Raw genomic sequence first — 20,780 nt, forward strand, 5'->3', positions numbered from 1 at the left:
TGCCGATCTTGCCGTTTCCAGTATAGCACTCCGGGTTATAATGCAAAAAGGGCAGGCCAAATGGCCGCAGGGAGAACAGGGCGTATGGACTACGATTACATCATTGCCGGCGCTGGCGCCGCCGGTCTCAGTCTGGCCTATCACCTTGGACAGAGCGCGTTGGCTGAACATTCGATCCTCTTGATTGATCCAAATCAAACCCGGCGGAACGATCGCACGTGGTGCTTTTGGGAAGTGGGCCAAGGCCCGTTTGAAGCGGTCGTCTCGCGGCGCTGGGATCATCTCTGGTTGTACGATGAGCGCTGGTCGGAGCGGTTGGCGATTGCGCCGTACCAGTATAAATTGATACAGGGCATTGACTTTTACCGGTTTGTTGATGACTGGATGGCGAACCGCCCGCAGATTACGCGCATACAGGGCAACGTTGAACGGTTTGTCGAGTTGCCTGATGGGGTGGCGGTGACGGCCGGCGGCAAGACCTATACCGCGCGGTTTGGCTTTAACAGCGTCTACCGGCCAGCGCCGGTGCCGCCCGGCTATCATGCATGGTTGCAACATTTTAAGGGGTGGGTGATCACGACCCCGCAACCGGTGTTCGACGCCGAAGCGGCCACCTTCATGGATTTTCGCATCCCGCAAGTCGGCGATGTACGGTTTGGCTACGTCTTGCCGTTCGATGCCCATACTGCATTGGTCGAGTACACGATCTTCTCGCCGCAACTGGTCAGCCAAGCCGAATACGAAGCCGGTTTGCAGCAGTATATCGCCGAACAGTTAGGCATCGACCGCTACGAGATCACGCACGTCGAATATGGAGTCATCCCGATGAGTGATGTGCCGTTGCCGCTGCGGCCTAGCCCGCACGTGCTCAATATCGGCACCGCCGGCGGGATGAGCAAGCCGTCCACCGGATATACCTTTCAGCGCATCCAGTGGCAGACGCGGCAGATCGTTGAGAGTCTGATCAGGGATGGGCATCCGTTCTACCCGCAGCCGCGCTTTAAGCGCCATGCGTGGATGGATAGCGTGTTGCTCAATGTACTCGATGCCGGACGGATGCCGGGCCATCGCTTCTTCGCCAATCTGTTCCGCCACAACCCGATCCAGCGCGTGCTGCGCTTCCTCGACGAAGAGACGACGTTGGCCGAGGATATGGCGTTGATGGCGACGGTCGAAATTATGCCATTTGCGATTGCAGCGCTGGCGGTGGCGTGGGGCCGGATGAGCGCGTTAGGCCGGCGCGAATTGGAAATGGGGTGAACAGGAACGCTGTTGATAACGCCGTCTGTTTCGAGCGCCGCACGTTCGTGCGGCGCTCGCTGTTATCGCAGTCACTGCCACCTGCTGGCACTGTCGCGAAATATGCGCTGATGGTTGGCTTCCTTTCTCTTGCAAACGACATCGCCTCTGGCTACTGTGCAAACAAGATATCAAGCGCATCGCGAAAGGAGGCTACTACGGCTACCTCTACTCCCATTCTTGAATGGCAAGCGCATGCATCGCCGTTTCGCAATCGCAAGATTCTCAAGCAGTGGGCCGTGATCCTAGCGGTGATGCACGGTTTGCCGATTGTGTTGCTCGTCTTCATTGGCGGCAAGCAGGCAGCAGGGTTCATGTTCCTCATTGGGCTCGCTGTCGCGGCGGTTTCGCTGACGGTTATTGTGATCGTGGCGTGGTTGTACGATCGGATGGGATACCGGTACTCGTTTAGCATGTTCAATGAAGGTGTGATGGCGCAGGTTGGCCTGCCGGCAAGCACCACGTTACCAGTGGCATGGAAGGCGGGACCCCAGCCGATATCACTGTCGAACATCGTTGATGCCGTGCTCTGGAAGGATGTGCAATATGCGGAGGTGGATGAACCATCGCGGCAAATAATGTTGCACCGCAGCGGCAGGGGGCCATTTCTCCTAGCTTGCACTGCTGACAATTTTGATCGCGTGTACGCGTTTGTACGGTCGAAAACGCGCCGGTAGCGATGGGTCACAGAATACTTCACCGCAAGCGGCGATAGCAGGCTGAGGGGCGTCCCATGACGCTGGATGGTTACGGCTGGGGAAGGAACGTACATCCATGAATGCGTCTACGTTGTTGCTTGAATGGAAGGTTGATGCGTCGCCGTTCCGGAATCGGGTCGTGCTCCAGCAGATGGGGTTGGTGTTCGGCATTCCGATCGTGTTGCTCGGGCTGTTTATGGTTGCGATCACCGAGCAGAATCGGTGGCAAGTCGCCTTGCAGGTCATGGCGGTGACCGGTGGCGTGATGCTGGGATTGTTGCTCTTGGTGATGCTGGTGTTTACTCTCGTGGGGTACGAGCAGCATTTTCAACTTGACGACGAGGGTGTGCAGGCGAAGGTCAGCGGGCGCACGAGCGCCTTTTTGAAACTGGTGCGGATTGGCTTGCTGTTCAGTGGCCGGCCCTCAGCAATGGGGGCCGGTCTCGTCATGCGCACCGGCGATGCGATTCGCTGGCGCGATGTGGCGAAGGTGGAGGTTGATGAACGCCAGCGCCAGATGACCCTCTACCGCAAAGGCGGTTCGCCGTTTCTGCTAGCTTGCACCGCCGAGAATTTTGCGACGGTGCGTGAGATTGTGCAGGCGAAAACGGGGGCGTAGGGATGTTGTTCTTACGCTCACCCAAGCTATGCTTAGAAAGTGTAACCTATGAATTCCCCCGCGGTTGCGCTCGAATGGCAGGTTGACGCATCACCGTTTCGGAATCCGGCCATTTGGCGGCAAATGGCGCTGGTGTTTGGCGGCCCGATCATATTGCTTGGCTTGTTGATCGCACTCGTGACTGAACACGATCGCTGGCTCGCCGCCTTGCGGATGATGGGTATTGGCGCTGCTGCCGTCGTGGGGTTGCTGTTGGTCGCGATGGTGCTGTTCAAGTTGCTTGGCTACCAGCAACATATTCAGCTTGATGAGACAGGCGTGCGATCTCAGGTCAGCGGACGGGCGCCGGTCTTCATGAAGATGGTGCGAGCCAGATCGCTCTTGAGCGGGCAGACCTCGGTGACGGCGTCAGGGATGGCGGTGCGCACGAACTATGCGATCCGTTGGGGGAAGGTGCGGAAGGTAGAGGTTGATGCCCAACAGTACGCGCTGATCCTCTACCCTCCCAGCGGGCCGCCGTTGCTGCTGGCATGCACTGCCGAGAATTTTGCGACGGTGCGCGAGATTGTGCAGGCGAAAACGGGGGCGTAGGGGCAAAGTGCGCTCTGTCGTTGGGCAGAGCACGCTCTGTCGTTGGGCAGAGCACGCTCTGTCGTTGGGCAGAGCACGCTCTGTCGTTGGGCAGAGCACGCTCTGTCGTTGGGCAGAGCACGCTCTGTCGTTGGGCAGAGCACGCTCTGTCGTTGGGCAGAGCACGCTCTGCCCCTACAATGCCGGTGACGACGATAACACCGTTTCGATCACATCGATCGGCACATCGCTGCGCACGGTGACGTGCCCGATGGCGGTGGGCAACACCCAGCGCACTTTGCCGGCCTGCACCTTCTTGTCGCGGGTGATGAGCGCCAGAATCGCCTCGCGGTCAAGGTCTGCCGGCATTGCGGTGGCGAGGCCGTAAGCGGCGAGGAGGGCGCGCTGCCGTTCGACTAGCTCTGGCGCACACATTCCGAGCGCGACCGCAATCCGCGCCGCGGCGTCCATGCCGATCGCGACGCATTCGCCGTGCAGCAGGCGGTAGCCGAGCAGTTGCTCGATGGCGTGGCCGATGGTGTGGCCGTAATTGAGCGTAATCCGCTCGCCGCGCTCGAATTCGTCGATCGAGACGACTTCAACTTTCACCGCGACAGCACGAGCGATGATGCCGGTGAGTTCGGTGGTCAACTCGGCGTCGCCGGCGTCCCACGCGGCGGGGTTGGCGGCGTGCCAGCCGCGCGCGGCGGCGAGGTCTGCGAGGGCGGCAAACAGGCCGGCGTCGCGGATGACGCCGTGCTTGATCACCTCGGCCCAACCGGCGCGCAACTCGCGGGGGGGCAGCGTCGCCAGCAGGTTGGTGTCGGCTAGCACTAGCCGGGGTTGGTGAAAGGCGCCAATCAGGTTTTTGCCCAACGGATGGTTAATGCCGGTCTTGCCGCCGACGGCGGCATCGACCATCGCCAAGAGCGTGCTAGGCAATTGCACCAGCGCCACGCCGCGCAAGACGGTTGCCGCGGCGAAACCGGCTAGATCGCCGATCACGCCGCCACCCAGCGCCAGCACGGCGTCGCGCCGCTCGATACCGTTGCCGATCATCCAATCGTAGAGCCGGTGCAGTTCGGCGAACGACTTGCTGTTTTCCCCTGACGGAACCGTGATGGTATGCACGCGGTAATCGGCGGCGCGCAGCGTTGCCGCCGTCTGTTCGGCGACCGCCGCCAGATGCTCGTCGGCAACCAGCCACAGCGCGCCGCGCAAGCCGAGTTCGGCTAGCCGGTCAGCGAGGGTCGCCAACACGCCTGCGCCGGTGACGACCGGGTATTGGGTGGTGCTGGTGGTGACGGTGAGGGTGGTTGTCATCGTGATAGCCTTATGGTACACGGATCTGCGTCTTGGCACTCGTTGCGCTCATACGGTTAGATGAGCGTGCGCAAGGCTCAATCATACCATTCCTTGGCGAGCATGAGTATCGGAGAGGGGATGCGGCAGTGAAACTGCCGCACTCCAGAGGCTAAAGTAGTGAAACTGCCGCACTCCAGAGGCTAAAGTAGTGAGACTGCCGCACTCCATAATCTGTTGCCGGGATGCGGCAGTGAAACTGCCGCACTCCAAAGGCTAAAGCAGTGGGACTGTCACATGCCATGCTAACAATCGTTACTTTCGCCGCCGGTTATAGATAGTCATAATCACCGCGACCAGTAATAACGCCAACCCCAGATAGGTCAACGGGCCGGGCCACGGTTCCGGCTCTTGCTGCAATACACTGAGTAACACGACATAATGTTCCACGGGTTATCCTTCGCTCAAGAGCGGGCCGGTGAGCAGTGCCGGCAACACGCTGCCAACCGGGTAGACCGTTTCACCGGCGGGCACGAGCAGGAGGCCATTAGCCCCGCGCAGCGAGAGGATGCGCGAGCTGCCTTGGCCGCCGGTGCTGGTGGCGAAGAGCCGGCCTGCCCGGTAGGTAACGATAATGCGCTGGTATTCGGGCCGGTCAGGGGCCGGAGTGATTGGGCTATCGAGCGTTACCTCAACGTGCGGGCGGAATGGTCTGGCGTCGCCTTGCAGCGCGCGCAGCGCCGGACGAACGAACACTTCAAACGAGACCAGTGACGAGACGGGGAATCCCGGCAGGCCAAAGACAAGCTTGCCGTTCACGGTGGCGAAGGTGGTGGGTTTGCCCGGTTTGAAGGCGATGCGGCCAAAGTGAACCGTGCCGAGTTCGGCGAGCAGGGGTTTGATGAGGTCACGGGTACCCATACTGACGCCGCCGCTGGTAATCAAGACATCGGCCTGCTCAAGGCCGCGCAAGATGGCTTGGCGCTGCACGGCAATGTCATCGCGGGCAATGCCGAGCGAGATCGGCTCGCCGCCGGCCTCGCGCACAGCCGCCATCAGCGCATAGCGGTTGCTATCGCGCACCGCGCCGCCGGGCCGCGTTTCACCCGGCTCGACCACCTCATCGCCGGTGGCGAGCACCGCCACTCGGGGCCGGCGGTAGACACTGATGCGGGTGAGGCCGAGGGTGGCGAGGATGCCGATGTCGGCTGCGCCGAGGATCGTGCCAGCGGTGAGCGCGATCTGGCCGCGCGCGACATCTTGCCCGACCACATGCACATAGTCGCCGGGTTTCAGCTCGCGCTTGATAAAGAGCATCCCATCGCGCTCTTCGGTCAGCTCAACCGGGATCATCGCGTCAGCGCCGGGAGGCATCGGCGCGCCGGTCATGATCCGGGTCGCTTCGCCGGGGCCGAGCGCCACCGTCGTGTCGCCGCCGGCGGTCAGTTCACCGACCACGCGCCGCGGGGCGAGACCATCGCCGGCCCGGAGGGCGTAGCCGTCCATGGCCGCTTTGGGCACGTCAGGAATATCTTCCGGCGCGGCAATATCGGTTGCCAACACCCGACCCAGTGCGGTGAGCGCGTCGATCTCTTCGCTGCCCAGCGGTTGGGTGTGCGCCATGATCATCGCGGTGGCGTCGGCGATGCTGACCATTGGGTATGGTGATTCACGGAGCATATTGGACACAGTTGATCTCCTTGTTAGGGTTTTACCGCAGAGAACGCAGGGGACGCAGAGGTTGATCAACATTCCCAAGATCTCTGCGCCCTTTGCGCCCTTTGCGCCTTTGCGTGTGAATCCTTTGCGCCCTTTGCCCCCGCTGCGCCGTTTGGATTGGCCCCCACCCCTCGCCCCTCCCCCAGCGGGGGAGGGGGAATGTTACCGCAGCGGACGCAGGGGACGCAGAGGGTACGGGAGCAAGGGGCAGGACACGCTTTTTCCGTATTTTCTCAATCCTTTGCGCCCTTTGCGTGCTTGGCGCCTTTGCGTTTGATCCCTCTACGCTTTTGCCCCCGCTGCGCCGTTTGGATTGGCCCCCACCCCTCGCCCTTCCCCCAGCGGGGGAGGGGGAATGTTACCGCAGCGGACGCAGGGGACGCAGAGGGTACGGGAGCAAGGGGCAGGACACGCTTTTTCCGTATTTTCTCAATCCTCTGCGCCCTTTGCGCCTTTGCGTTTGAGTCCTCTACGCCTTTGCCCCCGCTGCGCCGTTTGGATTGGCCCCCACCCCTCGCCCCTCCCCCGCTGGGGGAGGGGGAATGTTACCGCAGAGAACGCAGGGAACGCAGAGGGTACGGGAGCAAGGGGCAGGACACGCTTTTTCCGTATTTTCTCAATCCTTTGCGCGCTCTGCGTTCTTTGCGCCTTTGCGTGTGAATTCTCTGCGTTCTTTGCGTGTGAGTCCTCTGCGCCGTTGCCCCCGCTGCGCCATTTGGATTGGCCCCCACCCCTTGCCCCTCCCCCGCTGGGGGAGGGGGAATGTTACCGCAGCGGACGCAGGGAACGCGGAGGATGATCAACATTCCCAACATCTTTGCGCCCTTTGCGTGCTTGGCGCCTTTGCGTGTGAATCCTCTGCGCCCTTTGCGTACTTTGCGCCTTTGCGTGTGAGTCCTCTGCGCCTTTGCCCCCTCTGCGCCTTACACATGATTTATCGCCCGCCACACCTTTTCCGAGCGCAGCGGGATGTCGAGGTGGCGCACGCCGAACGGCGCCAGTGCGTCGATCACCGCGTTGGCGATGGCCGGCGTAGAGCCGATCGTCGCCGCTTCGCCGATACCCTTGACGCCGAGCGGGTTGAGCGGGGTCGGCGTTTCGGTCTTGTCAACCGTGAAGGGCGGGAAGAGATCGGCCCGCGGCAGTGCGTAATCCATCAGCGTACCGCTGAGCAACTGGCCATTGGCGTCGTAGACCACCTCTTCGAGCAGGGCTTGGGCAATGCCTTGGGCCAACCCGCCATGCACCTGCCCGGTGACGATCAATGGGCTAATGCGCGGCCCGCAATCATCAACCGAGTAGTACTCGCGAATGCGGACATGGCCGGTTTCGCGATCGACTTCGACCACGGCGACGTGCGCGCCAAACGGATAGATCAGGTCTGGCGGGCGGAAGTAGTCCACCGCTTCGAGACCGGGATCGAGTTCGGGCGGCAGTTTGTTGCTGTAAGCGCGGCGGGCAATCTCGGCGAGGGTGAGAGCGCGATCGGGCACGCCGCGCACGCGGTAGCGGCCCTCGCTCAGCTCGATATCGGCCACGCTGGCTTCGAGCATCGCTGCCGCAATCTGGCGCGCCTTCTCGCGCACCTTGGCAGCGGCCCGCACCAGCGCCGCGCCGCCGACGGCCAGCGAGCGCGATCCCATCGTGCCGACTCCCATCGGCGTGATCGCGGTATCGCTGTGCTTGACCACGATCCGCTCGAAATCGGCCCCGATCTGGTCGGCGACGATTTGAGCAAAGGTGGTGGCGGTGCCTTGCCCGTGCGGCGAGATGCCGGTCGTCACCGTCACCGTACCGCTCGGTTCGACCTTGATTTGGGCGCTTTCGTAGGGGCCAAAGCCGCACATTTCGACATAACAGGCAATCCCAATGCCAAGCAACATCCGGTCGCCGGCGGCACGGCGGGCGGCTTGCTCAGCGCGCAACTGCTCGTACTTCGCCAACGTCAGGGCTTTGGTGAGGGCGCGGTCATACTCACCGCTATCATACGTCAGGCCGGTCGGCGTCTTGTACGGGAAGGCATCAGGCGGAATAAAATTGCGCCGGCGCACCTCCGCCGGGTCTAACCCAAGTTCGGCGGCGACCAGATCCATGAGCCGTTCGATGTAGTAAGCGGCTTCGGGCCGGCCTGCGCCGCGATAGGCAGCCACCGGCGTGGTGTTGGTGTAGACGCAGATCGCTTCGAGATCGACGGCGGGGATTTTGTAGACGCCGATGGCCATCGCGGTGGTCAGATCGGGCAAGCCGGGGGCAAGCGGGTAAGCGCCGAGATCGGCCACGATCTGCATACGCAACGCAGTCACTTCACCCTCCGCCGTAACCGCCGCCTCGATGTCGCACACCTGCCCGCGTCCGTGGGTGGTGGCCTGCACGTGTTCGAGCCGGCCTTCGACCCAGCGCAACGGCGCATTGAGCTGGCGCGCTAGCGCCGCCAGCAGCGCCTCTTCGGGGTAAATGCCGATCTTGACCCCGAAGCCGCCGCCGACATCGGGTGCAATTACCCGCACCCGGTTCTCGTCGAGACCGATCACCTTGGCGATCTCGCCGCGCACTTGATGCGGTGTTTGCGTGCTCGTCCACACGGTCACGCCATCGTTGGCGGGGTCGGGAGCGGCCACCACTGCGCGTCCTTCCATCGGGAAGCCGAGCAGGCGCTGGTTGACCATGCGCTGGCGCACGATGCGATGGGCGGCGGCGAAAGCGGCCTCAACATCCCCCTTTTGGCGGCGGCGGCGATGGTCGATATTGTCGGGCAAGCCATCGAAGATAATCGGCGCGCCGGGGGCAATGGCGGCGAGTGGATCAACCGCCGCCGGCAGCGGTTCCCACTCGATCGGCAAGGCTAGCGCCGCATCAATCGCCGCTTCCGGCGTGCGCGCAATCACCGCGGCGACCGCCTCGCCGGCGTGGCGCACCCGTTCGACTGCCAGCACATAGCGGGTGCGGCCCGTGTAACGCTGCGGCCCGCCGCCGCCTTCACCTGAGCTGGCCAACGGCAACGGCTGGCAACAATCGAGTAGGTCGGCGCCGGTGTAGACAGCGACGACATTGGGCATTGCCAGCGCGGCTGCCTTATCAATCGCAACAATCCGGGCATGGGCGTATGGACTGCGGGCAATGGCAACGTACAGCATGCCCGGCAGGCGCAGATCGCTCACATACGTGCCCTGTCCCTGAATAAGACGCGGGTCTTCGCGGCGCTTGACTTCGGCGCCAATCAGGGCTGCATAGGCCATAGGATGCACTACCTTTCATTTTTGTTAATAGCGGTGCGATGAAGGTGCTATGGGCATGATACCAGATTTACAGCGCAGCTTGTTGCGAGTTGTTGATCCGCTGCACGCGGTTCGTTGCGGTTGAATGACTGACGAATTTGTAATTGCACGATCGCACAGAACAGACTATGCTACATAGGGGGGGATACCATGTCTTTATTACGTTGATCAACACTGATGTGATCCGTCCTTGCCAGCGTGTTATCCTGTTCACATCATCTTAATTGTATCCTGTGTGCGTGCAGCAAGGACAACAGGACACTATGGCAACTCTTGAACCGCCGAGCACATCGATAACCAGCACCCCTTCCTCTACTTCGCCAGAGATGTCGCTTACCCCAATCATTATCGAGCCGCGCAAAGGATGGTGGCAGTTCAATTGGCGCGATCTGTGGGTCTACCGCGAACTGCTCTTTTTTCTGGTGTGGCGTGATGTTAAAGTGCGCTACAAGCAGACGCTGCTCGGCGCGAGTTGGGCCATCATCCAACCAGTCTTGCAATTGGTTGTGTTTACCATCATCTTTGGCCGGCTGGCCGGCGTCAATACCAACGGCATTCCCTATCCGTTGTTCAATTTAGCTGGGTTGTTGCCGTGGCAGTTTTTTGCGAACACCGTCGGCCAAGCGGCGAATAGTCTGGTCGGCAGCGCCAACATCGTGCGCAAGGTCTATTTTCCGCGGCTAGCGATCCCCACTGCCAGCGTGCTGGCCGGCGTGGTCGATTTTGGCTTGTCGTTCTTGATCTTGCTTGCTTTGATGGTCTGGTACCAATGGCCGCCGACACCAGCCGTCTTCCTATTGCCCATCTTTTTGGCGTTGGCGATGATCACGGCGCTTGGCGTCGGATATTGGCTCTCAGCCATTAATGCCCGCTACCGCGATGTGCGCCATGCGACGCCGTTTCTCGTCCAGCTTTGGCTCTTTGCCACGCCGGTCGTCTATCCCAGCAATTTGATCGAAGGTTACTGGCAACTGCTCTACGCGCTCAACCCGATGGTCGGTGTGGTTGAGGGCTTCCGCTGGGCATTGATTGGAACCCAGCCTCCCAGTATGTTGTTGCTGGTATCGGTGACGACAGCGATCACGATCTTTTTCACCGGTTTGCTCTACTTCCAGTCAGTCGAACGCAAGTTTGCCGATGTGATCTAGCCTATGCAATACGCAATTCGGGCGCGTGATTTAGCGAAACAGTACCAGATTGGTGCGATCAAGCAGCGTAATGCCGGATATGTCACGTTGCGCGATGCGATCGTCGAGCGTCTGCGTGGCCGGCGGGACAAACCGGCTGCAACTGAGCTGTGGGCGCTCAATGGGGTGTCGTTTGATGTGCAGCAGGGTGAAGTGGTCGGCATTATTGGCCGCAATGGCGCCGGCAAGAGCACCTTGCTCAAGGTGCTCTCGCGCATTACCGAGCCGACGCGCGGGCGGGCCGAGCTGTATGGCCGGGTGGCTTCACTGCTTGAAGTCGGCACCGGCTTTCACCCTGAATTGACCGGGCGCGAGAATATCTATCTCAACGGCGCGATTCTCGGGATGCGCAAGCGCGAAATCGACCGCAATTTCGACGCGATCGTCGATTTCGCCGAAGTAGCGCAATTTATCGACACGCCGGTCAAGTTCTACTCGTCGGGGATGTATGTGCGGTTGGCGTTTGCAGTTGCTGCGCATCTGGAACCGGAAATTTTGATTGTCGATGAGGTGCTGGCCGTCGGTGACGCCCGTTTTCAAAAGAAGTGCCTCAACAAAATGCAAGACGTGGGTCAGCAAGGGCGGACGGTGCTGTTCGTTTCGCACAGTATGCAGTCGATTTTGCGTATGTGCCAACGCGCAATTTTGCTCAATCAGGGCACAGTCGTGGCGGATGGGCCGGCCCAACAGGTGGTAGGCGTCTATCTGGGCAAAGGGGCGCATTCCATTGCCGAGCGGGTGTGGCCTGAGCGGGCCGGCGCGCCGGGCAAAGAGGTGGCTTATTTGCGCGCGGTGCGGGTGCGCGATGCCGATGGCGACATCAGCGATACGATTGATATTCGCTCGCCGGTAACGATTGAAATGGAGTTTACCGTCACGCTCGGCGGGTATGTCTTGTTGCCGCATTTCCGCCTCTACAACGAAGATAATGTGGCGGTCTTCACGACGCTCGATCTCGACCCGGAATGGCGGCGGCGGCCCCGCCCTCCCGGCAAATATTGCGCGCGCGTGACCATCCCCGGCAATTTTCTGGCCGAAGGCTCATTGTATGTGGAAGCAGCCTTGACTACGCTCGATCCGCCGGTCAAGCAGTTTGCCGAACGCGATGCCGTGGCGTTTCAAGTCATCGATAGCCTTGAAGGCGATACGGCGCGTGGCGATTGGGCCGGCAGCCTGTCGGGGGTAGTGCGCCCCGTCTTGCCGTGGACGACGACCTATGAGCCGCTTGCTTGATCGCCGGCAACAATATGTGTCGCTGCGGCGCGGGGTGGCGTTGTTGCTGCCGGTGTTGGCGCTCATTTTCGCCCTCACCCTGTACCCCTTTGCCTTCAGTGATTCGTTGCCCCCTCAGCCGGCGCTCACGTTGATTACCGGCCTGAGCCACGTCTTTGATATGCTGCAAAACGTGCTGTTGTTTACGCCGTTGGGCATCGCGTTGCATTGGCTGTTGGCCGGTATGGGTGCGGGGCGGCGCGGGCAAATGGTTGGCGCGTTGCTTGTGGCTGGCGGGCTAGCCTTGGCGATCGAAGTGGCGCAATTGTTCATTCCCGGACGCACGGCGGCGCTGGTTGATGTGCTGGCCAATGCTGGCGGGGCGGCGTTGGGCAGTGGGCGGCTGGCCCAGCCGGTGGCGCCGGTTGTTGACCGGATGGCCGGTTGGTGTCTCGCAGTTGTTCGCCAGACCCCGGCGGCGCTAGCGGGGGTAGGATTAATTGGTTGGTTGCTGGTTGCCGGTGGGTTGCTAGCGTATTGGCAGCAGGCAACCTTGCCGAGCAATTGGTCGGAGCGCTATGCGTTGCAGATCGGCGCGGCCAGTGATGGCAGGCGCTTCTGGCCGGGGTATGCTGGCTTTGTCGCGCTCTATGACCATGCGTTTACGGCTGCTAAGGCCCGCGCGACGCTAACCCCAGCCGCTGCACTGGCGGCGCAACCGCTCTTCGCGTATGACCTGACCCAGTTCCCGCCGGCGCTGGACGGCCCATTTGCCCACTCGCTGGCGGCGCAGGGGAAGCCGGCCTTTACTGCCGAGGGTGTGGGGGTGGGCTATCAACGCTGGCTCGCGAGCAGCGAACCGTTGGCCGGCGTGGCGGCGGCAGTGGCGCAGGCGCGCGCGTTTACGCTGGTGGCGCAGCTCGCGCCGCGCGAGCCGGAACGGGTGGCTGAAGGGTTGATGGTGAACGTTGGGCGTGAAATTGATAGCCACAACATTAGTTTGATCCAGTCGGGCCGCGATCTGCTGGTGCGGATACGGCTCCCGTTGACTCGCCCGCTCAATGATCGTCCGGCTTTGCGCTTTACTGAGGTGTTTCGCGATGCCAAGCCACGAGTGGTAGCCTTCAGCTACGATGGCGTGACGGCCCGCTTGTTTGTCGATGGCCAACCGCACCGGCAGACCTATACCTTTGGGCCGGGCGAAGTGGCGGTCAATCGCTGGTTGCCAGTGCAAGCGCACCAGATCGGCGGGTGGACGGTAGCGCTGGCGGCGACGCTCAGTGCGCCGCTGGCACTGGTTGGCGCGCCGTGGCGCGGCAGGCGCTGGTGGTTGTTCCTGCTTGCGTTAGCCGGGCCGCTCATCATCGGGTATGCGCCGTGGCTAGTGATCCCGCAGCCGCTCAGTGGCGCGATGGCATTAGCTGCGGCGTTAACGCTTCTCTGCGGCATTCTATTAATGGTTTGGTTCACAAGGCCGTTTCGATCGAGGAGTGTGGCATGAAGCTGATCTGGCGCGTGATCCTGCTGGGAACGCTAGCCTTACTAGGAATAATGGCCGGCAGCAGTGCGTTTGCGCAGACACCGGCGTTCGACTGGCGGAGTGATTGGGCGGTGGCCGAGGGCTTTACGATTGTCGAAGATACCACTGGCTACCAATTCCCTAGCGCGATAGCGTTTGTGCCCGAACCCGGCCCTCATCCGAAAGACCCGCTCTATTTTGTCACTGAACTGCGCGGGGCGATTAAGGTGGTCACGAACGATCGCAGCATCTATACCTTTGCTGAGAATGTCTTTCAGTTTAAACCCGCCGAAGAGTTGCCGTCCGGCCAAGGGCAAGGCGGCATGGGTGGCATTTGTCTCGATCCGGATCACGGCTATGTGTTTGTAACCTTTCTCTACAATGATGCAAACGGGCGGATGCGCAATAACATTGTGCGCTACCAGACCAAACCCGGCGTTTTTGGTCTCACTCCTGATAGTTTTGTCGCCTTTACCGAAACGTTTGCCAACTATGAATCAGGCCTAGCCCACCATATCGGTTCGTGCCAAGTGGTTGGCGAGCAACTGTTCGTCGGGATTGGCGAGGCATGGCAGCCGCATCTGGCCCGCGATCCCGATCAGATGGTCGGCAAGATTTACCGCATGGATCTCGATGGCCGGCCCCTGCCCGATAATCCTTTCTACGTCGATGATGACATCACCAAAGCGCGCAATTATGTCTGGGCAAGCGGCTTTCGCAATCCGTATGCGATGCGGATTGTCGATGGCCGAGTCTTTGTGGGCGATAACGGGGTTGGCACCGATCGCTTCGTCGAGGTGCGGCGCGGCGAAGATTACGCTTGGAATGGCCAAGAAAACAGTATCCATCTGCGCGCAGCGTATGTCTGGGTGCCAAGTCTCGCGCCGACCACGTTGCAATATCTGCCGCCCGAGAGCACCTTGCTCGGCCCGGCCAACGTCGGCAGATTCTTCCTCGGCGTGGCCGGTTCGGTGCGGCGCGGCAAAATGCCCGGCATCGTGCGGATTACCTACGATATGGAACGCGAGCGGGTGATGGCGGTGCCCGATTACTTCTTGCGCTTCCGCGGCAAGCAAGAGCAGATGGTGGTGGGGGTGGCATTTGGGCCGGATGGCCTTTACTTTGCGCCGATTTATGCGAACCAAGCCGGCCAGACATCGGTGTACAAGATTGTGCCCGACCCGGCGAACAGTTACCCCTACCGCCCCACCCAAGTCGAAGATCCGCGCCAGATCATCCGTGAGCGCGGTTGTTTGGGGTGCCACCAGATCAACGGTGATGGCGGTTTTGGCGGCGCTGCCGGGCCGCCGTTGAGCCGCGAGTTGCTGATTGCCAACATTCAGGCCCGTCTCAACAATGCCCAGTATCGCCAGTTATTAGCCGAACTTGACAACGTAGAAGAAGAGCCGTGGGTTTCGACGCGGGCGGCGCGAGCGGCAGTGCTGTCGGCGGAAGGAGAGGCCGCTATCCGGCAGTGGATTATCAATCAGATTGTCGAACCACGCTGGGATAACCGCGGCTCGCAGATGCCCAATCTCGGCGCGAGCCCGGCGGAAGCGGCGATTGTGGCTGATTACCTATTGGCTCGCCCGGCGCAGAGTGACTGGATGGCGCGGATCACTACGGTATTGCGCTCACGGTTGGCATGGCTAGCGTTTGGCGCTGGATTGGCTGCTGGCGTGATAGTGACAGGCGGCGGGATCTGGCTCTGGCATCGCCGTCGTCGCTCTCGCCTATAATGGCCGTTCGTGAATGCTAGCCGTATAGTGTGGAGAATACATCTATGTTCCACGAATTGATGAACCGGATCCATGATCGTTCGGCCAAAGTCGGCGTGATCGGGTTGGGTTACGTTGGCTTGCCGCTCGCCGAGCGCGCTGGCCGGGTCGGGTTCCCGGTGTTAGGGTTTGATGTCAGCCCGGAACGGGTGGCGAGCATTAATCACGGCGAGAGCTATATTGGCGATGTGGCAAGCAACGCGCTGGCCGCATTGCGTGAAGCGGGCCGGCTTGAGGCGACGACCGAGATGGCGCGGCTGCGTGAATGCGATATTCTGGTGATCTGTGTACCGACGCCGCTGAATGCTACCCGCGAGCCTGATATGCGCTACGTCGAGGCGGCCAGCAATGCGATTGCCGCCAACATCCGCCCCGGCCAACTGGTGATTCTCGAAAGCACCACCTATCCCGGTACCACCCGCGAGCTGATTATGCCGCGGATCGAGCGTGATGGGTTACGGGTGGGCGAACAAATCTTTCTCGCTTTTTCACCCGAACGGATCGACCCCGGCCAGACCAGCAGCAAGGGGTATAGCGTCGAGAATACGCCTAAGGTCGTGGGGGGTGTGACCGCGCACTGCACAGAGTTAGCGAGCGCCTTCTACGGCTATATCACCAGCCGGGTCGTGCCGGTTAGCTCGCCGGATGTGGCGGAACTGACCAAACTGTTCGAGAACATCTTCCGTGCCGTCAATATTGCGCTGGTTAATGAGCTGGCGTTGCTCTGCGACCGGATGGCGATCAACGTTTGGGAGGTGATCGAGGCGGCGGCGACCAAGCCCTACGGTTTTATGAAGTTTACCCCCGGCCCCGGTCTTGGTGGTCACTGCATTCCGATCGATCCTTTCTATCTGACGTGGAAAGCGCGCGCGTTTGACCTTACCACCCGGTTTATCGAACTAGCCGGTGAAATTAACACCCAAATGCCGCGCCACGTTCATGACTTGGTCGTGCGCGCGCTCAATCAGGCGCGCAAGCCGCTCAACGGCAGCACAATCGTATTGTTGGGCATTGCGTACAAACCTGATGTTGACGACTACCGCGAATCGCCGGCGTTTAAGGTGTACGATCTGTTAACCGCCGATGGCGCGACGGTGATACCGTGCGATCCGCATATCGACGAGTTTGAAATGCACGATGGCCGCCGTATGCGTACCGTGCCGTTGACCGATGATCTGTTGCAGAGCTGCGATTGCGCGGTCATCATCACCAATCATCGCGCCTTCGATTACGAGCGGATTGTCGCCTTGGCGCCGGTGGTCGTTGATACCCGCAACGCGACGCGAACGATCCAAGGGCCGCTGCGCGCGAAGATTACAGTATTGTAGGCTGTTGGTTGCGCCGGTAATCATCGCTCTTTCACCCGGAAATAGTATACCGGTAGCACACCGCATTGCGCGCGAGGAGGAGCGTCTGTGCAAGCAGAGGTGCGACTCAGTATCATTATTCCGTGCTATAACGCAGCGGCGACGCTTGGCGAACAACTGGCGGCGCTGGCCGATCAACAGTGGGATCGGCCATGGGAAGTGATCGTAGCCGACAATGGGTCGCGTGATGATTCGCGGCGGGTTGCAGCCAGTTTCCTCGCGCGCATGCCCAACCTGCGCATGATCGATGCCAGCGCCCGCCGGGGCGGCGCCTTTGCGCGCAACGAGGGGGCGCGGCATGCGCGTGGCACGGCGCTCGCTTTTGTCGATGCCGATGATGTGGTAGCGCCGGGGTGGGTGGCAGCGATTGGCAATGCGCTTGATCGCCATCCGTTTGTCGCTTCCCGGTTTGATATTGATCGCCTGAACCGGCATTCGTGGCTGAGCCGTATCCGGCGCAACCCACAGGCCGATGGTCTGCAACAGGTGAGTTATCCGCCCCATCTGCCGCATGCCGGTGGTTGCGGGTTGGCCATCGAACGGGCATTGCACGAGCAGGTGGGGGGCTTTGATGAGACGTTGTTGCGCTTGATGGATACCGACTACTGCTTCCGCGTGCAGTTGCAGTGTCAGGTTGCCTTGGCTTTTGTGCCGGAAGCGCTGGTCTACGTTCGTTATCGCGATACGCTGCGCGGGATGTTGCGCCAGACTCGCGAGCGCGCGATTGCGAATGTTGCGCTGGCGCGCCGGTACGGTGGCGATCGGTATGCTCACCGGCGTTCATTATCGCCGTGGTTGGCCTATACCCGGCGATGGATGCGCCAATTGATCCGCGCCACCCGCATTCGCCGGCGTGAACAGTTAGCGGAATGGTTGCGTATGAATGCGTGGTTGATCGGCTTGTTGCAAGCAAGTTGGCGCTACCGTTGCCCGCCGTTGGCGATTTAAGCAATCTTGCGCGCACCGAAAGAGGTGTTATGGCCCAACCGCAATCGATCCAACTGTCTCCCGCGCGCACGTTTCGGCGTTGGCTGGCCCCGGTAGGGCGGCGGTTGTTCGGCACGCTGGTGCGAGTTGAAACGACTGAACCAGTTGTGGCATTAACCTTCGATGATGGGCCACATCCACTCTATACGCCGCAACTGCTTGATCTGTTGGCGCAGCATCAAGCGCGGGCCACCTTCTTTCTGTTGGGCCGGCATGCCGCCGGGCAACGCGATCTGGTGGCGCGGATGGCTGCCGCCGGCCATGCGATCGGCAATCACACGTTCTCCCACATCCGCATGCCGCAGACGCCGCGCTGGCAACGGTGGCGCGAGCTATGGCAAGCGCGGCGCGTACTGGCTCCCTTTGGTTCGGCCCTTTTTCGTCCACCCTACGGCGGCCAGTCGTATGGTTCGCGGGTTGATGCTTTGCTATTCGGCTACGAAGTGGTTGGCTGGAGTGGCCACATCGAAGATTGGGTGGCGCAGCCGCCAGACCGGTTAGCCGAACGGTTGCTGGCCCAGATGCAGCCGGGCAGCATCGTGTTGTTGCACGACCGGCTAGCCAATCCGCGCGATCCGGCGGCTGCCGATCGGGGGCCGTTGCTGGCGGCGCTGGCGCACGTCTTCGCGCAAGTGAGTGCAAGATATCGCTTTGTTACTGTGCCGGGGTTGATCCGCGCCGGAACGCCGGTGCGGGTGCCGTGGTTCCGTCCGGCGCTGTGATGTATGCAAAGGGTCATCATCCTCGTATGAATCACGATCTTACCTTGATCTCGCCCTACGGTGGTCGTTTGATCGATTTAATGGCGCCGGCTGCCGAGCGACCGGAACTGCTGGCCGAAGCCTCACGCTTGCCGTCGATCCAGATTTCGATGCGTAGCCTCTGTGATCTGGAATTGCTCGCTACCGGCGGGTTTTCGCCCCTGACCGGCTTTATGGGCCAAGCCGATTATGAACGGGTGTTGGAAGAGATGCGCTTGGCCGATGGCACGCTCTGGCCGATCCCGGTGACGTTGCCGGTTGAGCAGAGCCACTTCGGCAGCGATCGGATTTTGCTGCGCGATGTGCATAATAATCCGCTTGCGATCTTGGAATTGAGCGAGATCTATCGCTGGGACGCCGAGCGGGAAGCGCTGGCAGTGTTGGGCACGACCGACCCGCGCCATCCGTTGGTGGCCGAGATGGCGCGCTGGGGGAAGTTTTACGCCGCCGGTCGGTTGCGGGTGTTGCAGTTGCCGCGCTACTACGATTTCACCGATCTGCGCCGCACCCCCGCCGAAGTGCGCCAGTTGCTGAGCGCGATGGGCCGGCCCAATGTGGTTGCTTTCCAGACGCGCAACCCGATGCACCGCATTCACGAAGAACTGACCAAACGGGCAGCAGCGCAGGTTGATGGCAGCTTGCTCATCCATCCGGTGGTCGGTATGACCAAACCCGGCGATGTCGATCATTTCACCCGTGTGCGCAGCTACCGGTTGTTGGTCGAAAAGTACTACGACTCGTCGCGCACACTGCTCAGCCTGTTGCCGTTGGCGATGCGTATGGCCGGCCCGCGCGAAGCGGTTTGGCACGCGATCATTCGCCGCAACTACGGCGCCAATCATTTTATCGTTGGCCGTGACCATGCCGGCCCCGGCAACGACAGTAATGGAAGACCGTTCTATGGCCCGTATGATGCGCAAGAGTTGTTGGCTCGCTACGCCGCCGAGGTGGGCGTGACAATGATCCCGTTCACCGAGCTGGTCTATCTCAAGCGTGAAGGCCGGTATGTGATGGTGGATGAAGTGCCGCCGGGGGCCGAGATCGCCAGTATTTCGGGTACGCAAGTGCGTGACGAGTATCTGGCCAAGGGGCGCTTGTTGCCCGAATGGTTCACCCGCCCTGAGACTGCCGAAATCTTGCGCCAGATGTACCCGCCGCGCCACCGGCAAGGTTTCTGTGTCTGGTTTACCGGTTTGAGCGGCGCCGGCAAGTCAACCATTGCGTCGATCCTCAACATTCTGTTGCTTGAACGGGGCCGCACGCCGGCCGTGCTTGACGGTGATGTGGTACGCACCCATCTGTCGAAGGGGTTGGGCTTTTCGCGCGAGGATCGCGACACCAACATCTTGCGGATCGGCTTTGTCGCCAGTGCCGTAGTCAAGGCTGGCGGCGCAGTCATTTGCGCGGCGGTTAGCCCCTACCGGGCCGCGCGTAATGAGTGCCGGACGATGATTGGTAGCGATCAGTTTATTGAGGTCTTTGTTGATACGCCGCTCGAAGTGTGCGAGCAGCGTGATGTCAAGGGGCTGTATGCCAAGGCGCGCCGCGGGGAGTTGCGCGGCTTTACCGGCATTGACGATCCATACGAACCGCCGGTCAACCCTGAGTTGGTGTTGACGACGACCGATGTTACCCCCGAAGAGAACGCGCGCAAGATTATTCGCTATCTCGAAGAGAAGGGCTTTCTGGAGGGCTAGTATGCTCAACGTCTTCCGTAGCGCGCGCCGCACGCTCCGCCGTTGGATCAAGGGGCCGCATGCCGATCTGGGGTTTAAGCCTCAACCTGACTTCTACTATCTCGCTTCGTTTCCCAAGTCGGGCAATACATGGGTGCGTTTTCTGCTCGCCAATCTGCTCGCTGGCGAAGAGTTAGGCTTGCAAGGATTTGGCCGGTATGTGCCTGACAGCCACATCAAAGGCGATCTGGCGTATATGGCTGATCCGGCCACACCGTTCAACCAGATGCGGCCGCGCTTCGTGAAGACCCATCTTCATTATCGCCCAATCTTCCGCCGCGCCATCTACATTGCGCGTGATGGGCGCGATGCGATGACCTCGTACTACCACTGGCGCAATAAGCGATCGGAGCAGCCGGTCACGCTGCGCGAGATTATCACCGGCAATATCTATTGGGGAAGCTGGTCGGATCATGTGCTGGGATGGCTCAATAGCGGCTGCGAGCTGCTGGTGGTCAAGTACGAAGACCTCTACGCTGATACTGCCGGTCAAGTGCGCCGCATCCTCGATTTTTGTGGGATGCAGGCGAGCGATGAACAGATTGCGTCAGCAGTGGCTGCCTCATCGTTCGACCGGATGCGGGCGAAAGAGCAGGCGGCGCAGGGTGCGGCAACTCCGTTTTTCGTGCGCAAAGGCGGTTCTGGCGATTGGCGCAATCTCTTTTCGCCAGAGGATGAAGAACTCTTTTGGCGTTACCATCGCGCCGGGATGCTGGCAGCCGGGTATGGCGATCATAGTGGGTCATCGTGA

Annotated in this window: 17 protein-coding genes; 13 read left to right on the plus strand and 4 right to left on the minus strand. The window is 61.0% G+C overall.

The window, feature by feature from the left end; genetic code table 11:
* The first annotated feature begins 84 nt into the window (after positions 1-84).
* The 4 genes from A6A03_RS18300 (at position 85) to A6A03_RS18315 (ending at position 3,207) form a co-directional block, all read left to right on the plus strand.
* Entirely contained in the window at positions 85-1,260 is a 1,176-nt protein-coding gene (locus A6A03_RS18300) for a lycopene cyclase family protein (protein ID WP_066791152.1), read from the plus strand.
* 110 nt (positions 1,261-1,370) lie between these two features.
* On the plus strand, positions 1,371-1,976 hold the full coding sequence (locus tag A6A03_RS18305; RefSeq protein ID WP_216636367.1) for a hypothetical protein: 606 nt from the start codon (positions 1,371-1,373) through the stop codon (positions 1,974-1,976).
* A 97-nt stretch (positions 1,977-2,073) separates the two neighbouring features.
* The gene (locus A6A03_RS18310) at positions 2,074-2,616 is read left to right on the plus strand and encodes a hypothetical protein (protein WP_066791157.1); all 543 of its coding nucleotides are present in this window, start codon (positions 2,074-2,076) and stop codon (positions 2,614-2,616) included.
* A gap of 48 nt (positions 2,617-2,664) precedes the next feature.
* Positions 2,665-3,207 (plus strand): hypothetical protein, encoded by a 543-nt coding sequence (locus A6A03_RS18315; protein WP_066791159.1) that lies wholly within the window; start codon positions 2,665-2,667, stop codon positions 3,205-3,207.
* 174 nt (positions 3,208-3,381) lie between these two features.
* Here A6A03_RS18315 and aroB read toward each other — a convergent pair whose 3' ends face one another.
* The 4 genes from aroB to A6A03_RS18330 all read right to left on the minus strand — a co-directional run bounded on the left by aroB (position 3,382) and on the right by A6A03_RS18330 (position 9,443).
* Positions 3,382-4,509, minus strand: a complete 1,128-nt coding sequence (gene aroB / locus A6A03_RS18320) for a 3-dehydroquinate synthase (protein WP_066791161.1) — start codon at positions 4,507-4,509, stop codon at positions 3,382-3,384.
* A 294-nt stretch (positions 4,510-4,803) separates the two neighbouring features.
* Positions 4,804-4,938, minus strand: a complete 135-nt coding sequence (locus tag A6A03_RS21025; RefSeq protein WP_281181305.1) for a hypothetical protein — start codon at positions 4,936-4,938, stop codon at positions 4,804-4,806.
* A 3-nt stretch (positions 4,939-4,941) separates the two neighbouring features.
* Positions 4,942-6,168: a molybdopterin molybdotransferase MoeA gene (locus A6A03_RS18325; RefSeq protein ID WP_245669061.1), complete on the minus strand. Its 1,227-nt coding sequence runs from the start codon at positions 6,166-6,168 to the stop codon at positions 4,942-4,944.
* 962 nt (positions 6,169-7,130) lie between these two features.
* Complete coding sequence (locus tag A6A03_RS18330) at positions 7,131-9,443, minus strand: xanthine dehydrogenase family protein molybdopterin-binding subunit (RefSeq protein ID WP_066791163.1); 2,313 nt, start codon at positions 9,441-9,443, stop codon at positions 7,131-7,133.
* A gap of 302 nt (positions 9,444-9,745) precedes the next feature.
* Between A6A03_RS18330 and A6A03_RS18335 the strand changes: the two genes are divergently transcribed.
* The 9 genes from A6A03_RS18335 to A6A03_RS18375 all read left to right on the plus strand — a co-directional run bounded on the left by A6A03_RS18335 (position 9,746) and on the right by A6A03_RS18375 (position 20,780).
* Positions 9,746-10,630: an ABC transporter permease gene (locus A6A03_RS18335; protein ID WP_066791165.1), complete on the plus strand. Its 885-nt coding sequence runs from the start codon at positions 9,746-9,748 to the stop codon at positions 10,628-10,630.
* Between the two features lie 3 nt (positions 10,631-10,633).
* Positions 10,634-11,902, plus strand: a complete 1,269-nt coding sequence (locus A6A03_RS18340) for an ABC transporter ATP-binding protein (RefSeq protein ID WP_066791167.1) — start codon at positions 10,634-10,636, stop codon at positions 11,900-11,902.
* Entirely contained in the window at positions 11,886-13,382 is a 1,497-nt protein-coding gene (locus A6A03_RS18345) for a VanZ family protein (protein ID WP_066791169.1), read from the plus strand. Before A6A03_RS18340 ends, A6A03_RS18345 begins: the two co-directional genes overlap by 17 nt.
* Positions 13,379-15,139 (plus strand): PQQ-dependent sugar dehydrogenase, encoded by a 1,761-nt coding sequence (locus A6A03_RS18350; RefSeq protein ID WP_066791171.1) that lies wholly within the window; start codon positions 13,379-13,381, stop codon positions 15,137-15,139. The genes A6A03_RS18345 and A6A03_RS18350 overlap by 4 nt, the downstream gene beginning before the upstream one ends.
* Before the next feature lie 44 nt (positions 15,140-15,183).
* Positions 15,184-16,506, plus strand: a complete 1,323-nt coding sequence (locus tag A6A03_RS18355) for a nucleotide sugar dehydrogenase (RefSeq protein WP_066791173.1) — start codon at positions 15,184-15,186, stop codon at positions 16,504-16,506.
* 87 nt (positions 16,507-16,593) lie between these two features.
* A complete protein-coding gene (locus tag A6A03_RS18360) occupies positions 16,594-17,493 on the plus strand; it encodes a glycosyltransferase family 2 protein (RefSeq protein ID WP_066791175.1) in 900 nt (299 codons plus the stop codon).
* A 29-nt stretch (positions 17,494-17,522) separates the two neighbouring features.
* Complete coding sequence (locus tag A6A03_RS18365; RefSeq protein ID WP_066791176.1) at positions 17,523-18,254, plus strand: polysaccharide deacetylase family protein; 732 nt, start codon at positions 17,523-17,525, stop codon at positions 18,252-18,254.
* A gap of 26 nt (positions 18,255-18,280) precedes the next feature.
* Complete coding sequence (locus A6A03_RS18370; protein ID WP_066791177.1) at positions 18,281-19,990, plus strand: bifunctional sulfate adenylyltransferase/adenylylsulfate kinase; 1,710 nt, start codon at positions 18,281-18,283, stop codon at positions 19,988-19,990.
* 1 nt (position 19,991) lies between these two features.
* Positions 19,992-20,780 (plus strand): sulfotransferase domain-containing protein, encoded by a 789-nt coding sequence (locus tag A6A03_RS18375; RefSeq protein WP_066791179.1) that lies wholly within the window; start codon positions 19,992-19,994, stop codon positions 20,778-20,780.

This window comes from Chloroflexus islandicus, from assembly GCF_001650695.1.
Classification (GTDB): Bacteria; Chloroflexota; Chloroflexia; order Chloroflexales; family Chloroflexaceae; genus Chloroflexus; species Chloroflexus islandicus.

Excerpts from the sequence above, each read along its gene's own strand:
- A6A03_RS18365 (WP_066791176.1), top strand. The coding sequence starts at position 17,523 with ATGGCCCAACCGCAATCGATCCAACTGTCTCCCGCGCGCACGTTTCGG.
- A6A03_RS18325 (WP_245669061.1), bottom strand. The coding sequence starts at position 6,168 with ATGCTCCGTGAATCACCATACCCAATGGTCAGCATCGCCGACGCCACC.
- aroB (WP_066791161.1), bottom strand. The coding sequence starts at position 4,509 with ATGACAACCACCCTCACCGTCACCACCAGCACCACCCAATACCCGGTC.
- A6A03_RS18310 (WP_066791157.1), top strand. The coding sequence starts at position 2,074 with ATGAATGCGTCTACGTTGTTGCTTGAATGGAAGGTTGATGCGTCGCCG.
- A6A03_RS18345 (WP_066791169.1), top strand. The coding sequence starts at position 11,886 with ATGAGCCGCTTGCTTGATCGCCGGCAACAATATGTGTCGCTGCGGCGC.
- A6A03_RS18300 (WP_066791152.1), top strand. The coding sequence starts at position 85 with ATGGACTACGATTACATCATTGCCGGCGCTGGCGCCGCCGGTCTCAGT.
- A6A03_RS18330 (WP_066791163.1), bottom strand. The coding sequence starts at position 9,443 with ATGGCCTATGCAGCCCTGATTGGCGCCGAAGTCAAGCGCCGCGAAGAC.
- A6A03_RS18340 (WP_066791167.1), top strand. The coding sequence starts at position 10,634 with ATGCAATACGCAATTCGGGCGCGTGATTTAGCGAAACAGTACCAGATT.
- A6A03_RS18355 (WP_066791173.1), top strand. The coding sequence starts at position 15,184 with ATGTTCCACGAATTGATGAACCGGATCCATGATCGTTCGGCCAAAGTC.
- A6A03_RS18305 (WP_216636367.1), top strand. The coding sequence starts at position 1,371 with ATGGTTGGCTTCCTTTCTCTTGCAAACGACATCGCCTCTGGCTACTGT.
- A6A03_RS18335 (WP_066791165.1), top strand. The coding sequence starts at position 9,746 with ATGGCAACTCTTGAACCGCCGAGCACATCGATAACCAGCACCCCTTCC.
- A6A03_RS18350 (WP_066791171.1), top strand. The coding sequence starts at position 13,379 with ATGAAGCTGATCTGGCGCGTGATCCTGCTGGGAACGCTAGCCTTACTA.
- A6A03_RS18370 (WP_066791177.1), top strand. The coding sequence starts at position 18,281 with ATGAATCACGATCTTACCTTGATCTCGCCCTACGGTGGTCGTTTGATC.
- A6A03_RS18315 (WP_066791159.1), top strand. The coding sequence starts at position 2,665 with ATGAATTCCCCCGCGGTTGCGCTCGAATGGCAGGTTGACGCATCACCG.
- A6A03_RS18375 (WP_066791179.1), top strand. The coding sequence starts at position 19,992 with ATGCTCAACGTCTTCCGTAGCGCGCGCCGCACGCTCCGCCGTTGGATC.